The organism is Streptomyces sp. NPDC051921, from assembly GCF_040680975.1.
GTDB lineage: Bacteria > Actinomycetota > Actinomycetes > Streptomycetales > Streptomycetaceae > Streptomyces.
Genome location: NZ_JBFAXU010000014.1, coordinates 103,818 through 119,067 on the forward strand (window position 1 = coordinate 103,818; position 15,250 = coordinate 119,067).

Genomic DNA, 15,250 nt, shown 5'->3' on the forward strand with positions numbered 1-15,250 from the left:
CCTACAGCTGGCTGTAGTGCCGGAGGTGCGCCCCCGCCCGTACAGTGACGCGCCTGAGAGCCGCTCCCGGTCCCACGAGGCGGAAGGCCACAAGGCGCAAGGCCGCAAGGCCGCAAGGCCGCAAGGCACAAGGCCATAAGGCCACAAGGCCACAAGGCGCAAGGCCAAAAGGCACAAGGCCGTACGGCGCAGGAAAGGCGGAGGCGAACCAGTGCACGGCATGATCAGCGAGGCCCGGGCACGGTGGGCCCGGACCGGGCGCGGCGGACGCTACCTCCTCGGCACTCTGATGGCCTCGACGGCGACGCTCCTGGCGGCGCCCCTGCTGTGCGTACCGTCGCTGGCGGCTCCCTGGGCGGAGAGCCACCGTCGGCGGGCCGGGGCGCTGCTGGGGCGGCCGGTCGAGCCGCGTCCGCGCGCCTTGCGCCGCGACCTCACGTGGCTCGTGACGCAGGTGGCGATCGGTCTGCCAGCGGGCGCGCTCGCCCTGCTGTGCCTGGGCAACCTGCTCCTCACGCTCGTCGTCACGGTGGGATGGTGGGCCTTTTCCCCCGAAGATCCGCCGCGACTGCTGCTGCTGGACGTCCCGGTCGACAGCTGGGCCCTCGCGCTGACCGGAAACGTGGCGCAGCTCCTGCTCCTCGCGGTCCTGGCGGCCGTCGCCCTGCCACCGCTCGCCCGGGCGCACGCCCGGTGCTGCCTCGCCGTACTGGCGCCCTCACCGGCGGAACGACTGGCCGCGCGCGTCACCGAGCTCGCCCGGACGCGCGCGGACGTCCTGCAGGCGCACGGCGCGGAACTGCGCCGGATCGAACGCAACTTGCACGACGGCCCCCAGGCCCGGCTGGTGGCCATCGCCATACGGCTCGCGGTGGCCGGGCAGAGCCTTCCCCGGGACCCCGAAGCGGCCGCCGCGCTCGTGCGGCAGGCCCAGGCCGAGACGGAGGAGGCGATGACCGAGCTGCGCTCCGTCATCCGCACCATCTACCCTCCGGTCCTGGCCGACCAGGGCCTCGTCGGAGCGCTCCACACCCTGGCGACCAGGGCCGGCGTGCCGACCCGCATCGACGTCGGCGAACTCGGCGAGGTCCCTGCCGCGGTCGAAGCGGTCGCCTACTTCACCGTCACCGAAGCGCTGGCGAACATCGCGCGGCACAGCGGGGCCGCCAAGGCCGCGGTGCTCGTCACCCGTAGCGGGGCGGTCCTTTCCGTGGAGATCACGGACGACGGCACCGGCGGGGCGGACGCCTCTCGGGGCAGCGGCCTGGACGGAATCCGCCGCCGCGCCGCGGCTCTGGACGGCACCATGAAGATCAGCAGCCCGCCGGGCGGGCCGACCGTCCTCACCGTGGAGCTGCCGTGCGCGTAGTCATCGCCGAGGACAACGTCCTGCTGGCCTCCGGGCTGGAACTCCTGCTGGGCTCCCAGGGTTTCGAGGTCGCCGCGATCACGGATGACGGCCCCGGCTTCCTCGCCGCCGTCGAGACCCACCGCCCGGACGTCACCATCGTCGACGTGCGGCTGCCCCCGACGTTCCGCGACGAGGGCATCCACGCCGCCCTGCGGGCCCGTCGCGACCGCCCCGGCCTTCCCGTCCTGGTCCTGTCCCAGTACGTCGAGCAGGAATACGCCGGGCGACTCCTCTCCGACACCCGCGGCGGCATCGGCTATCTGCTCAAAGACCGGGTGAGCCGCATCGAGGACTTCACCGAAGCACTGCGCCGGGTGGCCGCCGGTGGCACCGCGATGGACCCCGAGGTCATCGCCCAGCTCCTCGCCGCCCGCGGTGATCCCGTCGACGCCCTCACGCCCCGAGAACGCGAGGTCCTGGGGCTGATGGCGGAAGGGCACGACAACACCGGCATCGCCCAGCGGCTGTTCGTCACCGACAACGCCGTCCACAAACACATCGGCAGCGTCTTCCTGAAACTCGGCCTGTCCGCCGGCGACAGCGGCCACCGGAGGGTCCGCGCCGTCCTGGCCTACCTCCGCCGCCACGGCGGCACGCCCACCTCCGCCCCCGGCCGGTGATCGGCCGCCCCTCTGCGCCGGATCGTCGCACGGCGGGCCGCGGCCGGAACGACGCCACCCGGCTCACCCAGCTCACCGGGCGCCGGCCGGCTCACCCACCTCACCGGGCGCCACCCGGCCCACCCAGCTCACCGGCGCCGGCCGGGCTCACCCGGCTCACCGGGCCGGTCCGGCCGGGCTCACCCCGCCCACCGGACCGGCGGGTCTTCCGTCAAGGCTCCATGCGGGAGTCACTGTGGACATCGTGGCGGGTTCTACGCGCGTCGGTCGTGGCGCCGGTATATCGGAAAACACCAGCCGCAAAAGGCACAGTTGGATCAATGACCACAACCGTCGTGCAGGGGGAGCAATACGCACGGGTACAAGAGAGGATTCCGGACGCACTGTCCGAAAAAATCAAGAGGAAACATCCGTGCGACCAAGACTCCCCGGCGCGGCCGCCTCCGTGGCCGCACTCGCTCTGCTGGGCTCTCTCGTCACCGCCTGCGGCTCTTCCGGGAGCGACGGGACGACACTGCGCCTGGTGGCCGCCGAGTACGGCGACAGCCCGGCGACCAGTTCCAAGGCGTACTGGGACCGGCTGACCGCCGCCTTCACCGCCACCCACCCCGGCACGAAGGTCGAGGTCACGCTCCTTCCTTGGGCCGACGTCGACCGCGAGGTCACCCGCATGGTCAAGGAGGGCAACGCCCCGGACGTGGCCCTGATGGGCGCGTACTCCGACTTCGCCGCCCAGGGCCGCCTGTACTCCGCCGACGAACTGCTGTCGGTCAGGTCGGAGGCGAACTTCCTGGCACCGCTCGCCGAGGCGGGGTCGGTCGACAACACCCTCTACGGCCTGCCCTTCGTGGCCAGCAGCCGGCTCCTCTTCTACAACCAGGAGCTGTTCGACAAGGCCGGAGCGAAGCCGCCGAAGACCTGGTCGGACCTGAAGGAGGCGGCCAGGGCGCTGAAGAAGGAGGGGGTGCTCTACCCGTACGCCCTGCCGCTCGGTCCGGAGGAGGCGCACGCCGAGGCTCTGATCTGGGAACTGAGCAACGGCGGCGGATACACCGACAGCATGGGCGTCTACAGCATCGCCTCCGAGCGCAACGCGCAGACCTTCGACTGGATCAGGGAGAACCTGGTCGCCCCGGCCCTGACGGGCCCGGTCCCGCCGGCCGAGCTGAACCGGAAGGACGCCTTCGCCGCCTTCCTGCGCGGCCAGGTCGGCATGGTCAACGGCTATCCCTCGCTCCTCCACGAGGCCAAGGCGAAGGGCATGAAGGTCGGCACCCTGAGCATGCCGGTCTCGGACAGGTTGAGCGAGGAGGAGGCCCCGCCGTCGGCGGGCGTCGCCGACTGGATGATGGCCTTCAAGCACGACGGCAACCGGGAACGGGTGGGATCGTTCCTGGACTTCGTCTACCAGGACGACAACCTCAACGAGTTCGCCAAGCGCTACCACCTGCTGCCCTCGACGGTGTCGGCCACCGCGGCCTCCCAGTACGCGGCGGACGACTCCAGCGCCGAGCAGTTCCTGACCGCGCTGCGCAGCGCCCAGCTCTACCCGGTCAACGACCCGTCCTGGCTGCAGGTGAGCAACACCATCAAGCTGAACATCGGCAAGGCGGTCGCCCCGTCCGCCGATTCGAAGGCCGTGCTGGAGGACATCGCGCAGCAGACCCGGGACATCGCGAACCAGCGGTAGCGCTTTCCGGAGCGGCTGCGGTGAGCCCGGGAGCCCCCGCGCCGGACGCGGCGGGGCGCCGATCGGCGAGGCCGGCCGGCGGGCAGCTCCGCGGCTGACCCGGAACCCGACACGACGGACCCTGAGCCTCCGGGCCGGCGGGCCGAGCCGCCTCCACCGCGGCGGCACCGGCCCCGATCCCGACCTACGATGCGCTCCGAGCGCCCCGCACCCCAGGGGCCGACGAGCGGATCGGCACCACCCGCGCGTGCCCTGGTGTCCGCGTCTCAGGACAGGTGCGACAGCAGGAGTTCGGTGAGACGTTCGGGTGCACGGAGCGGCAGGTAGTGGTCGGCGTCTCGGATCGTCTCGCCGCGGGCGGCGGGAATGTCGGCGACGAGTCGTCGGGCGATCACCGCGATCTCCGGGTGGTCGTGGTCGCCGTGGAGGACCAGCGTCGGCACGGTGATCTCCCCGAGGTGCGGTTCGGCATCACGGGCCGTGGGGACGACCATGTGCTGTTCGCTCACCACTCGTTGCTCGGCGTTCGAGGCGACCATCGCTTCGATGAGCTCTCCTCCTGGGGCCGTGCGACCCATGGCCGCCCAGATCGCCAGTTCGAGCTCGGCCAGGGTCGCCGCGTCCCGCTCGCGTCGGGCGGTGTCATAGGCCGCCAACTCCGGCCTTTCAGGCCACACGTGGCCGCTGACCGAGGCGCCGACCAGGGCGAGTGCGGTGACGCGCCCGGGGTGGGCGAGGGCGAAGTCCAGGGCGGTCTCCCCGCCCATGCTCAACCCGACCAGCGCGGCTTGGCGAACTCCGAAGTGGTCAAGAACGGTGCGCAGATCCTCGACGTCACTGAACGGCTCGCCCGGCGTCGCGGAGCGCCCCAGTCCGCGGGCGTCGTAGCGAATCACGTCGTGGTGGCGGGCCAGCTCGGGGACGACGGCGTCCCACAGGCGCGAGTCCATGCCGGCGCCGTGCAGCAGCACCACCGGACTGCCGGCACCACGACGCTCGGCCCAGAGCCGACCGCCGTCGGAAGCGGGCACCCATGCGTCGTTCGCTCGCGGGTCGGATCGTTCGTGGAAGCCGGTTGTCACGTGGCGATCATTTCAGGGCGTTCGGTCGGGAGTCGACCGTGGGAGAGGGGGTGTCAGTGAGCTCGCGCAGTGGCGCGGCTCGTCGGCCCGCCCCGCCCGCCGCGACCGGACCGCCACTTCATGACTCCCGTCACGACGCCTGTCACGACGCCTGTCACGACGCCTGTCACGACGCCTGTCACGACGCCCGTCACGACTTCGGGTGAGCTGCGGATCCGCCCTAACAACGGGCGAGGGTGCCGCTGTCGAGCGTGGACTTGTCGCCGAACACCCAGCCTTCGGTCTCCGTGCCCGCGATGCGGGCGTAGATCCATTTGTTGGCATGGGCATTGGTGATGTAGCACTCGTAGGAGACCTTCGTGCCGGAATTGACCGCGGTCACGTAGGAGCACTCCGCGTACGGCCCGGTGTAGAGGTGGGTGTTCCGGGACACGTGGCCGGAGCCGCTGCTGCGGTTCGAGTGGGCCCAGCCGGTGCACGCCGTCGACACCGGGGTGGGCTCCTTCACCGTGGAGCTGGGCGTCGACTTGGGGGAGGCCGACGGATCGTCGGCCGGCTTGTCGGCTCCGGGCGACGACGAGGGACCCGGCTCACGGTCCTCGTCCTTCCCGGAAGGGGTGCTGGACGGTGTCTCGCCGGGGCCGATGGACGTCATGTCCCCCGGGGAGGTCGGTCCGTCGGTCGCGCCACCCGCGTCGGACCTCTCCCCGTCGGAGGTCGTGCTCGCGGTGGGAAGCGCCGCGTTCGCCCCGTCGCCACCCTCACCGCCTCGCACGTCGAGGAGCGCGTAGGCGACTCCGCCGCAGGTGAGGACGGTGGCTGCGGCCACCGCGACGATCGTTCGGGTGCGGCGGCGCCGCGCGCCGACCGTCGTGGCACGGGTCTCGGAACGGCCGTGGTGACCGGCGGTGCCACCGGGCACCAGGCCCTGCTGCGGGGCTCCTGCCGACGGAGGGGTCGCGTACGCGCCGGCCGGCAGGTAGGAAGCTGCCGACGGCGGGGCCGGCTGCGGGAGCGGAGGGGCGACGGCGGGACCGAAGCCCGGGGGAGCGACGGGCTGGGGTGCCGGTGCCGGTGCCGGTGTCGGTGTCGCCGTGAGGTCCCCCCGCCCGCCTTCGGCGACGGCCTCCAGCATCTCGCGTGCCTGCCCGGCATCGGGCCGCTGCAGGGGGTCCTTGGCCATCAGCGCCTGCAGCACCGGGGCGAGCGGGCCGGCGCGCCGCGGCTCCGGCAGCGGTTCGCCGACGATCGCCTGCAGCGTGGACCACACGGACGTACGACGGAAGGGCGAAGCGCCCTCCACGGCCGCGTACAACGTCATGCCGAGCGCCCAGATGTCCGACGCGGCACCCGGCACCTGGCCCTGCGCGCGCTCCGGTGGCAGGTAGTCGAGGGAGCCGACGATCTGACCGCTCTGGGTCAGCTTGGCCAGGGCCTCGTCACCGGAGGTCTCCATGCTGGCGATGCCGAAGTCGGTGAGCACGACCCGGCCGCTCCGCTCCAGCAGTACGTTGCCGGGCTTGACGTCCCGGTGCAGGACCCCCGCGCGGTGAGCCGCGTCGAGCGCGTCCATCAACTTGGCCCCGATCGCGGCCGCTTCGCGCGGATCCAGCGAGCCGCGCTCGGCCAGCACGTCGTCGAGGGAGGGCCCGTCGACCAGCTCCATGACGATGACCGGCAGCCCGCGCTCCTCGACGACGTCGTGCACGGTGACCACACCGCTGTGCCGGACCCGGGCGGCGGCCTGCGCCTCCCGCTGCATCCGGACGCGCAGATCGGCCAGTTCGGCCGGGGAGGCGTCGGTGTAGGCCCGCAGGACCTTGACGGCGACCTCGCGGTTCAGCAACTGGTCGACCGCCCGGGCGACCACACCCATGCCACCACGCCCGATCGTCGCGGTCACGCGGTATCGCCCGCCCAGAACCTCGCCGACCAGATCCGCGCCGTTCGCCCCCGTCACCTGTCACATCCCGTTCGTCGCACTGTTCGAAATTCGCCACGTGGCGGGCACCAGGGTAGGGGTTCGCGTGTGTGCGAGTGCGCACGGACCAGCCCTCGGCGTGAGGCCGCACTTTCGAACTGCCGTGCGGCACGAGACATCTCGCCCGAGATCGGGGCACTCGTGGCCTTCGCTGAAGCCCTGCGGGGTAGCCATGACCCGGCGCGGCCCCTGCGCTGCCATGGCGGTGGAACCGCCTGGGCGCCAAGCAGGCCGCGAGTCCGTCGCTTTGCAGCCGCATCAGTGGCGACGGACAGGCGCGGCGGCGCCGGCGGTGACACCCGCAGCGGCGTCGGCGGCGCCGTCGGTGTCGCCGGCCAGGCGTGCCAGGTCCGCCGTCAGCGAGGCCAGCCAGGACACGGCCGTGTAGTACAGGCGCGGTGCGCCGGGCGGGTCGTCGGCGAGGGTCGCGGACGGCGCCGGGGCGTGGAGCGGTGCCGTCGTGTCCGCGGTGTCCCCGGTCGGGTCCAGGCGGGCGGAGATCAGCAGCATGCTCGCTGCGACCCGGTCACCCGCGCGGACGACCGACTCCGCGGCCTCTCGCCCCAGCGGAGGCACCACGACCGGCTCCGGTGGTACGAGCAGCCGGTCGGCGCCCCACAACGTGTGGTGCCCGGTGATCAGTGCGGCCTGCCAGTCCTGACCGACCGGCGGCGGGGCGGGTCCCTTCGGTTCGCTCTGGTACTGCGCGTACGCCGACTCCGCCATGACCAGGGCGTGTTGCAGCGAACGGTGGCCCGGCGCGGTGACCACCGGTACGCGTCGCCCACCCGCCTCGAGCTGCGCAGTCGTGGACACGACGATCTCCGCGGCGATCCGCAGCAGCACCGCCACCGACCGCCGCAACTCGTCATGGGCGCCCCGCGGCCAGGCCAGCAGTCCGAAGACGGCGCCGATCGCGCTGCCGGTCAGCACGTCGAGCAACCGGAACTCGGCGAGCTGCCACGTGGCCGGTGCCAGCTGTGCGAAGACCAGGGCGACCACGACCGTGAACAGTGCCTGCGCCCAGCCGACGCCCTTGACCGGCCCGACCGTGAAGGTCACCAGCATCAGCGGCGGCAGCGCCACCGCGTACACCTCGATGTCGGTGCCCACCAGCGCCAGCAGCGCCGCCGCGACGAGCGCCCCGACCAGGGTGCCGGTCAGCGCCACCCGCTCCGTCGTCCGGGTCTCCCGTACCGTCGTGCGCGTCAGCGTCAGCGTGGCAAGGAGCACCCAGAAGCCGTGCGGGAGCGTGTCGATGCCCGCGATCAACCGGGCCGCCGCCAGCGCCAGACTGATCCGTACGGCGTTCTGGAAGAACACCGACCGCCCGCCCGCATGGCCCGACAGGCGCCGCCACCACAGCAGGGGCGCCCGCTGCCGCGCGTACCAGAACCGACCCGGCGCCGGTGCGTCGGCGGCCCGGCCCCGTACGGCGATGTCGGCGGCGGAGGACATCGCGAGTGCGGCGTCCGCCGCCTCCAGGAGCGCCGCGTTGTGGCGCAGCACGGCGGGGGAGCCGTCCTCGACCGCCGCCAGCACCTGACGGGCTCGCCACAGCCGTGCGTGCGCCTGGCCGGCCGGCGCGCGGCCACGCAGCCGGGCGGCGGTCTCACGCGCCACATCCGAGACGGCCCGCAGCGGGTCCGGTCCCCCCGCGTCCAGCGCCCCAGCCGTCCCGGCCGTACCTGCTCCGGCCGAGGATCCCGCTGCCCCGCCTCCCCCGGATCCGACCGGCCGGGGCGGCCCCGCCCCCGGGGGAGGCGGCGGCAACGCGGCCAGTCGGCCGAGGAGGGTGCGCGTCGCCAGGCCCGTGTGGGCCAGCGCTCTCTGCCGCAGACCCGCCCCGGCCGGTCGTTCCGCCTCGGGCACGTGGGAGGAGCGAAGGCCCGTGCTCAAGGCCCGGGCGGTGCGCAGCACGGCCTCCGGAAGCGTGTACGGAGCGGCGCGCAGCCCGTCCGCGCAGCTCGCCGCGCCGTCGGCGGCCCGGGCGGCCCGTTCACGGTAGGGCAGGGCCGCCGGCTCGGGGAGCAGCGTCACCTCCGCGACGATCAGCACGACGAGCCCGAAGGTCGCCCCCACCAGCCGTTCGCCCAGCGAACCGGGATCGTAGGGCGGGAACGACGGCAGGATGTACATCAGCTGCAGCCCCGTGGCCGCGCCCGCGAAGCGCGGTCCGCCGACGGCCATGAACGCCAGCCCGAAGCCGACGATCAGCATGCCGAGGACCGCACTCCACGTCCGTACGGACAGGTAGGTGCCGAGCGTGATCAGCACCCAGCACACCGGTACCACGCCCGCCAGGAGCACGGCACGCTGGCGCCCGGAGCCGGGGAGGTGCGACAGCCCGGCCATCGCGATCGCGCCGAACAGCGCGTACGTCGCGGCGACGGCCGAGTCGAAGCCGTAGAGCAGCACGTAGAACCCGGCACCGGCGGCGATCGTGACGCGCAGCCCCCTCCGCGCCGCCGCCCGGTAGGCGGCGGGCGGCGGCCGCCGCCAGAACGCGCCACCCATGCCCCCAGCATCACCCGCCCGGCCGCACCCGGCACGACGAGCGGCGGGCCAGGGCCGTGGCGCGGCGGTTGCGGATCGTGAGGGCGGGCGCGGCCGGCCACTCGATCACGCAGACGTCCTCGCGAGCCGGGCAGCGCCGGGTGGGCTGCGCGCCCGAAGGTGATCAGGTGGTTCGAACCGCAGGCCGGGGAAAGCAGGCCGCCTGTCAGTGGCCAGGGCTACCGTCTGCTCCGTGAGCAGCGGACTGGGCCAGGTCGACGATGATCCCGAGACGTGCCGGATATGCGAGGAGTGGGTGCAGACGGACGAGCGAAAGCCCGGGCGGCGCGGCCTGTGTCCCGCTTGCGGCCCGGCGGTACGGCAGGCGCATCGGTTCGGACTGTCCCTCGAGCGGGTCAACGCCATCCTGAGGGTCCAGAACGACTACTGTCCGCTCTGCGACGACAGCCCTGGAGACAGCGCGGCCGACGGCCCCATCTGGTGGCAGATCGACCACGACCACAGCTGCTGTTCAGGTTGCCCGCGTTGCGTGCGCGGGCTCCTCTGCAAGCCGTGCAACACGGACCTCGGTCGTTACGAGAGGCGGCTGGGACAGGGGCGCCTGCGATGGCCCGTACCGCATGTGGACGCCTACCTGGCAGCCCCGCCGGCCCGCAGCCCGCACGCGCGGACACTCCACCCGGACGACACCGGCTGGGCGCGGGTCAGGTACACCAGCCTGACGTGGCGCACGCTGACCTGGGACCGCGCCGGGTCCGTCCCCGGCTCCGGGGGATAGGCCGCCGACTTCGGTACGGAGGAGCGGGAACAGCTGTACGCGTCCAAGACTCGCTCCGAGCGAGGATGCAGCGGTTGTGGCCCCTGCGGCGTGAGGGAGAGAGCGTCGGGCGTGACCGGGCAGCGCTTCACCGCTGGACGCCGGAGGGCGGGCGAGGCGGACGGCGGCCCTGCCCGACAGGATCAGGGGGCCGGATCAGGGACGTTCGGAGAACTGGAGCACTCCGCCGGCGGAGAAGCACACGGCGCCCAGCATGGTGCACCAGTTCGTGACGGCGACGCTCACCATGTCCCCGGTCGACGGCCGGACGAAGGCGGTCACCGCCGAGGCCATGAAGAGGACCGAACCGAGCTGGTTGACCACCACGATCCACCAGCCCAGATCCCTGACGAGCAGTCGCGGCCGGCCGTGGCTGACCTCGACCAGCGCGAGGTGGCCCGCGATCAGGAACAGCACGCAGCCGACCATGTCCGGGGCCCAGATCAGCCGGTTCACCTGCTGCACCGAGAGCCCGTGCAACAGGGACCCCACCAGGTTGACGCCGAAGACGAGCGTTCCGGCGAACAGCGTGAAGGTGCTGAGCCAGTCGATCCGGGCGGGCTCGTAGCTCCACCAGCGCCAGCGCCGCGTGGTCAGTCGCCCCGTCCGGCGGTCCCGGTGGGGTGTGTTGACGGCCTGCAGCAGCGACGCGTAGCCGCCGGTGTTGAAGAACAGCCCGCCGGCGAAGTAGATCCACGCGCTGGTGATGTCGCCCGGGCCGAACTGGGCCAGCGCGGCCCCGAGGGCGAAGAGCGCACCGCCGACCGTGAACGCGCTCGCGGCGACGGTGTTCAACCGGCGGAGGCGGACGACCGAGACGCTGTCCGCCCTTTGCGGTCGGGGCTCCGGCTCGCCCTCGCGGTGGACCGTGAGCCGGGCGCGTTTTCGCGCGAGCCGCGACTCCCAGACGGCGGTGCTCCCGTCCTCGGGACGCCAGGTCACCCGGGTCGTGAACGGGCCTGCTCCCTCGGAGTGTTCCTTCGTTCCGGTCATCGGTCGCCCGTGTCCCTCTGTGTCGACGGTCTCCGTCCGTGGCCCCTCCGTCCGTGGCCACTCCGCCCGCGGCCCCTCCGTCCGTGCCTTCTCCGTCCGTGGCCACTCCGCCCGCGGCCCTCCGGCGGTCGGACGTCCTTCCGGCGTACGTCCCATGCTGTTCCATGCGGCTCACGTGAGCACGTTGACAGCCCGCGCGACGACCAGGCCCAGGATGAGCAGGGAGATGAGGGACTGGACCGCCATGCTGATCTTCGCCCAGGGCACCAGGGGCATCACGTCCGTGGGGCTGAAGGCGGTGGCGTTGGTCAGTCCGAGATAGAGGTAGTCGACGTACCGCGGGCGCCAGAGGGGCGGGGCCAGCTCGGGGCTCAGCTGCTGGGGGAAGGCGAGGGCCGGATGGGCGGGCATGCGGTGGGCCCGCGCCGCCGGACCGCCGCCGTCGAGCTCGAAGTAGAGCAGGGAGAAGGCGAGGACGGTCCCGGCCCAGACCGTGCCTCCGGTCTGCAGCAGGCTGGCTGCGGACGCCGTCTCCTTCCCGGCGTGCACGATGTCGTCGATCAGCTGGACGGTCGACCACACGGCGCCGAGCGCGAGGACGCAGACCAGGGCGATCGACACCGCGCGAAGCGCGACGGAGCGGCGGTCGATCCGGCCGGGGTCGCCCGCGATCATGGTGAGCAGGAGCAGCCCCTCCACCGAGGGCAGCACCCAGGCGGGCGCCAGCCGCAGGCTGTCGGGGAGCAGCAGCGTCAGCACCATGGCGACCACCACGGCCACGGCCATCGGCCACCGCGGCTCCCCGAGGGGCGGCACGTCGCCCGACGCGGTCTCGGGGGGCGGTGGGGGAGCGTGGTGTCGGCTCACGGGGTCTGCTCCCTGTCGTTGTCGTACGCCGCACGGCGACCGTGACCGGACCGCTCCGGGCGCGCGCCTCACTCCACGGCACCACGGTTCGGCGAGCGCGCCCGGACCCCGTCGGGCGGGCCGCCCTGTCGGGCTCAGCCGCCGGTCGGGGTGAGGACCACGAAGTCGGCGTCCGACGGGTCCAGGCACACGGCCAGCCGGCCGACGCCTTCCGCGTCCTCCGGCCCCATCTGCACGCTGCCGCCGTTCTCGGTCACCCGGGCGACCGCGGCGTCGCAGTCGTCGACGTTGAACACCGGGTGCCAGGAGGGCCGCCCCTTCGTCAGGGTGAGGTCCTCGGCCGCCATCTCCATGAGCCCGCCGTGCATGCGTTCCTCAGGGAGCCCGGCCGGTGTGATGAGGGAGTACGTGCCCCCGCCGCCCGGCAGCTCCATGTCGCTGAACCACCAGCCGAAGACGTCGCCGTAGAACTGCTTCGCCCCCGCGGCGTCAGGCGTGTAGAGCTCCGTCCACGACAGCGAACCGGTCTCGTCGACCAGATCGGCGCCCTTGATGGAGCCGGGCTGCCAGACGGCGAACTGTCCCCCCAGCGGATCGCTGTACTGGGCCATCCGTCCCGATTCGTCGAAGTCTCTCGGCGCCACCCGCACCGTGCCGCCGGCGCGCTCGACGGCTCGCGTCGTGGCCTCCGCGTCGGGGACGGTGTAGTAGATCATCCAGGCGGAGCGCGCACCCTTCTCGGTGAGCTTGCCGAGCCCGGCGACGACCTTGCCGTCCTTCCGGAACATCCCGCCCTCCGCCTCCTCCCCGTCGCCCATGGGTTCGTACTCCCAGCCGAAGACGCTGCCGTAGAAGGCCGCGGCGGCCCGGACGTCGGGGGCGCCGAGGTCGAGCCAGCAGGGGGAGCCATGGACGAAGTCTGTGGTGATCATGTTCATTGCCTTTCGCGGGACCGTGCGAATTTCAGCCTTGCATCGGACGCCGCGCCTCGCCCGTCGACCGTTCTGGGACAAGCCTGCGCTCCCGGCTCCCGGCTCCCGGCCCCCGGCTCCCGGCTCCGCCCCGCTCTCGCCTTCCCCTCCGTCGCCGCCTCGCGCCTCTGCGTCCGCCTCCCGGCCCCGCGTCCGCTCTCCCCGTCCGCATCGCGCCCCCTGGGTGTTCGGCGGTGCCATCGGTGCCATCGGTGCCGTCGCAGTCCGTCTTCTGCGGTACTACCGGGCAACAGGGTCGGGATCGCGCCATGTGTGAACCGTGTCCCGCACGTGCCTTCCGGGGCTCGGGGGACGGCCTTATGCTCCTGCGTCGGACATCGGGTTACCGCCGGTAAAGGGGTTGGGGTATGGACCGTACGGGCACCTCACGACGCACCTTCGTGGCGGGCGCCGCCGCCGCGACCGGAGCGGTCGCTGTCGGGGAGGTCGCCCTGGGCGCCGTACCGGCCGTCGCCACGGAGCCGTCCGCGCCACAGTCCGTGGCCGTACTCGGCGGCGGGGTCGCGGGCCTGACCGCCGCCCACGAACTGGCCGAACGAGGCTTCCGCGTCACCGTCTACGAGCGCCGGGCACTGGGCGGCAAGGCCCGCTCCATGGACGTACCGGACAGCGCACGCGGCAGCCGTCGCGCACTCCCCGCCGAGCACGGCTTCCGCTTCATCCCCGGCATCTACCACAACCTCCCCGACACGATGCGGCGCATCCCCTTCCCCGGGAACGCCAACGGCGTCTGGGACAACCTCGTCGCCCCGGCGGAGATGTCCTTCGCCCGCACCGGCCGCGAGGACCTGCGCATCCCGCTCCCCTGGCCGGGCCACCGACCGGCCGAGCTCACCCTCGACGAGATCCGCCGCGCCCTCACCGCCCTCCTGGAGACCGCCCGCTCCATCCCGCTCCACGAGGCCGCGTACTTCGTCAACCGCTTCCTCGTCTTCCTGACCAGCTGTGACGAGCGGCGCGACGAGGCGTGGGAGCGGACGCCCTGGTGGGACTTCCTGCGGGCCGAGCAGATGAGCTACGACTACCAGCGCATCCTGGCCGTCGGGCTGACCCGCAACATCGTCGCGACGAAGGCGGAGGAGGCCAGCACCCGCACCGTCGCCACGCTCCTGGAGGCGTTCGCCTTCAACGCTCTGGGGCGCGGTGCCGACGGGCCCCTCGACCGGATCCTGAACCTGCCGACCAACGAAGCCTGGATCGACCCCTGGGCGGCCCATCTGACAAGCCTCGGTGTGGAGTTCCGGATCGGCTGGACCGTGCGGGAGCTGACCTACGACTCCGGTTCCGGGCGGATCGGGGCAGTCGTCGTCGAGGATCCGCAGGGCGTCCGCCGCTCCGTGACCGCCGACCATTACGTCTCCGCGATGCCCGTGGAGCACGCCAGGCGCACCTGGAATGCGGCGCTGCGGGCGGCGGACCCGCAGCTGGCACGGTGCGACAAGCTGGAGACGGACTGGATGACGGGCATTCAGTTCTACCTGACCGAACGCGCACCGCTGCTCGCCGGACATGCCAACTGCATCGATTCCCCCTGGTCCTTGACCGCGATCCAGCAGGCGCGTCACTGGCCGTCCCGAGACTTCCCCGCCGACTACGGCGACGGAGCCGCCGTCGACTGCCTCTCGGTCGACATCTCCGAGTGGGACCGCCCCGGCATCCTCTACGGCAAGACGGCCAAACAGTGCACCCGCACGGAAGTCGCCCGCGAAGTGTGGGCGCAGCTGAAGGCCGCGTTCAACGACACCGGACGGACGGTGCTGAAGGACAGCGCGCTGCACTCCTGGTTCCTCGACCCGGGCGTCGACGGCCTCGGCACCCCGAACCCGACCAACGAGGACCAGCTCCTCATCCACCCGGTCGGCACGTTCCACAATCGCCCGCAGGCCGCCACCAAGATCCCCAACTTCTTCCTGGCCGGCGACTACGTGGCCGTCGACATCGACCTGGCGACCATGGAAGGCGCCAACGCCTCCGCCCGCCAGGCCGTCAACGCCCTGCTCGACCGCACCGGCTCGGCCGCCGCGCGCTGCACCGTCCAACCGCTCTTCCGCGCCCCGGAGCTGGAGGGCCTCAAGCGCCACGACCGCCTGCGCTTCCGACTTGGCCTGCGCAACGCGCTGGACATGGGCTGAGGGCGGGGTCGGCGCCGAGGCGACCGCGCGCGGTGCCGGGGGACGGAGTGGTGGCCGACGTCGGAGGGCGGACCAGGGGCCGGTGTCTGGAGGGCGGACCAGGGGCCGGTGTCTGGAGGCCGGACCAGGGGCCGGCGTCCGGGGAGGA

General features: G+C 72.7%; 11 protein-coding genes. 5 read left to right on the forward strand and 6 right to left on the reverse strand.

Annotation, left to right across the window (positions count from 1 at the left end):
- Positions 1 to 220 precede the first annotated feature (220 nt).
- The 3 genes from AB0M16_RS19970 (at position 221) to AB0M16_RS19980 (ending at position 3,721) form a co-directional block, all read left to right on the forward strand.
- Entirely contained in the window at positions 221 to 1,369 is a 1,149-nt protein-coding gene (locus tag AB0M16_RS19970; protein ID WP_365344596.1) for a histidine kinase, read from the forward strand.
- Entirely contained in the window at positions 1,360 to 2,031 is a 672-nt protein-coding gene (locus AB0M16_RS19975; RefSeq protein ID WP_365344598.1) for a response regulator transcription factor, read from the forward strand. Before AB0M16_RS19970 ends, AB0M16_RS19975 begins: the two co-directional genes overlap by 10 nt.
- Before the next feature lie 412 nt (positions 2,032 to 2,443).
- Positions 2,444 to 3,721, forward strand: a complete 1,278-nt coding sequence (locus AB0M16_RS19980) for an extracellular solute-binding protein (RefSeq protein ID WP_365344600.1) — start codon at positions 2,444 to 2,446, stop codon at positions 3,719 to 3,721.
- 266 nt (positions 3,722 to 3,987) lie between these two features.
- Here the strand turns inward: AB0M16_RS19980 and AB0M16_RS19985 are convergent, their stop codons facing one another.
- From AB0M16_RS19985 to AB0M16_RS19995, 3 genes are all read right to left on the reverse strand, one after another.
- Positions 3,988 to 4,752 (reverse strand): alpha/beta fold hydrolase, encoded by a 765-nt coding sequence (locus AB0M16_RS19985; protein WP_365344602.1) that lies wholly within the window; start codon positions 4,750 to 4,752, stop codon positions 3,988 to 3,990.
- Between the two features lie 271 nt (positions 4,753 to 5,023).
- A complete protein-coding gene (locus AB0M16_RS19990; RefSeq protein WP_365344604.1) occupies positions 5,024 to 6,763 on the reverse strand; it encodes a protein kinase in 1,740 nt (579 codons plus the stop codon).
- A 279-nt stretch (positions 6,764 to 7,042) separates the two neighbouring features.
- Positions 7,043 to 9,301, reverse strand: coding sequence for an FUSC family protein (locus AB0M16_RS19995; protein ID WP_365344606.1), 2,259 nt, complete (start codon positions 9,299 to 9,301; stop codon positions 7,043 to 7,045).
- Between the two features lie 232 nt (positions 9,302 to 9,533).
- Here AB0M16_RS19995 and AB0M16_RS20000 point away from each other — a divergent pair, with 232 nt between their 5' ends.
- Positions 9,534 to 10,079: an endonuclease domain-containing protein gene (locus AB0M16_RS20000; RefSeq protein ID WP_365344608.1), complete on the forward strand. Its 546-nt coding sequence runs from the start codon at positions 9,534 to 9,536 to the stop codon at positions 10,077 to 10,079.
- Positions 10,080 to 10,274: 195 nt separating this feature from the next.
- Here the strand turns inward: AB0M16_RS20000 and AB0M16_RS20005 are convergent, their stop codons facing one another.
- From AB0M16_RS20005 to AB0M16_RS20015, 3 genes are all read right to left on the reverse strand, one after another.
- Complete coding sequence (locus AB0M16_RS20005; protein ID WP_365344610.1) at positions 10,275 to 11,111, reverse strand: hypothetical protein; 837 nt, start codon at positions 11,109 to 11,111, stop codon at positions 10,275 to 10,277.
- A gap of 171 nt (positions 11,112 to 11,282) precedes the next feature.
- The gene (locus AB0M16_RS20010) at positions 11,283 to 11,978 is read right to left on the reverse strand and encodes a hypothetical protein (protein ID WP_365344612.1); all 696 of its coding nucleotides are present in this window, start codon (positions 11,976 to 11,978) and stop codon (positions 11,283 to 11,285) included.
- 134 nt (positions 11,979 to 12,112) lie between these two features.
- Positions 12,113 to 12,910, reverse strand: coding sequence for a VOC family protein (locus AB0M16_RS20015; RefSeq protein WP_365344614.1), 798 nt, complete (start codon positions 12,908 to 12,910; stop codon positions 12,113 to 12,115).
- 407 nt (positions 12,911 to 13,317) lie between these two features.
- On the opposite strand from AB0M16_RS20015, the gene AB0M16_RS20020 reads away from it, so the two are divergent.
- Positions 13,318 to 15,102 carry an FAD-dependent oxidoreductase gene (locus AB0M16_RS20020; RefSeq protein ID WP_365344616.1) on the forward strand — a complete coding sequence of 595 codons (1,785 nt, stop codon included), beginning with the start codon at positions 13,318 to 13,320 and terminating at the stop codon, positions 15,100 to 15,102.
- The last annotated feature ends 148 nt before the right edge of the window (positions 15,103 to 15,250 follow it).

Excerpts from the sequence above, each read along its gene's own strand:
- AB0M16_RS19970 (WP_365344596.1), top strand. The coding sequence starts at position 221 with ATGATCAGCGAGGCCCGGGCACGGTGGGCCCGGACCGGGCGCGGCGGA.
- AB0M16_RS20020 (WP_365344616.1), top strand. The coding sequence starts at position 13,318 with ATGGACCGTACGGGCACCTCACGACGCACCTTCGTGGCGGGCGCCGCC.
- AB0M16_RS19995 (WP_365344606.1), bottom strand. The coding sequence starts at position 9,301 with ATGGGTGGCGCGTTCTGGCGGCGGCCGCCGCCCGCCGCCTACCGGGCG.
- AB0M16_RS20005 (WP_365344610.1), bottom strand. The coding sequence starts at position 11,111 with ATGACCGGAACGAAGGAACACTCCGAGGGAGCAGGCCCGTTCACGACC.
- AB0M16_RS20015 (WP_365344614.1), bottom strand. The coding sequence starts at position 12,910 with ATGATCACCACAGACTTCGTCCATGGCTCCCCCTGCTGGCTCGACCTC.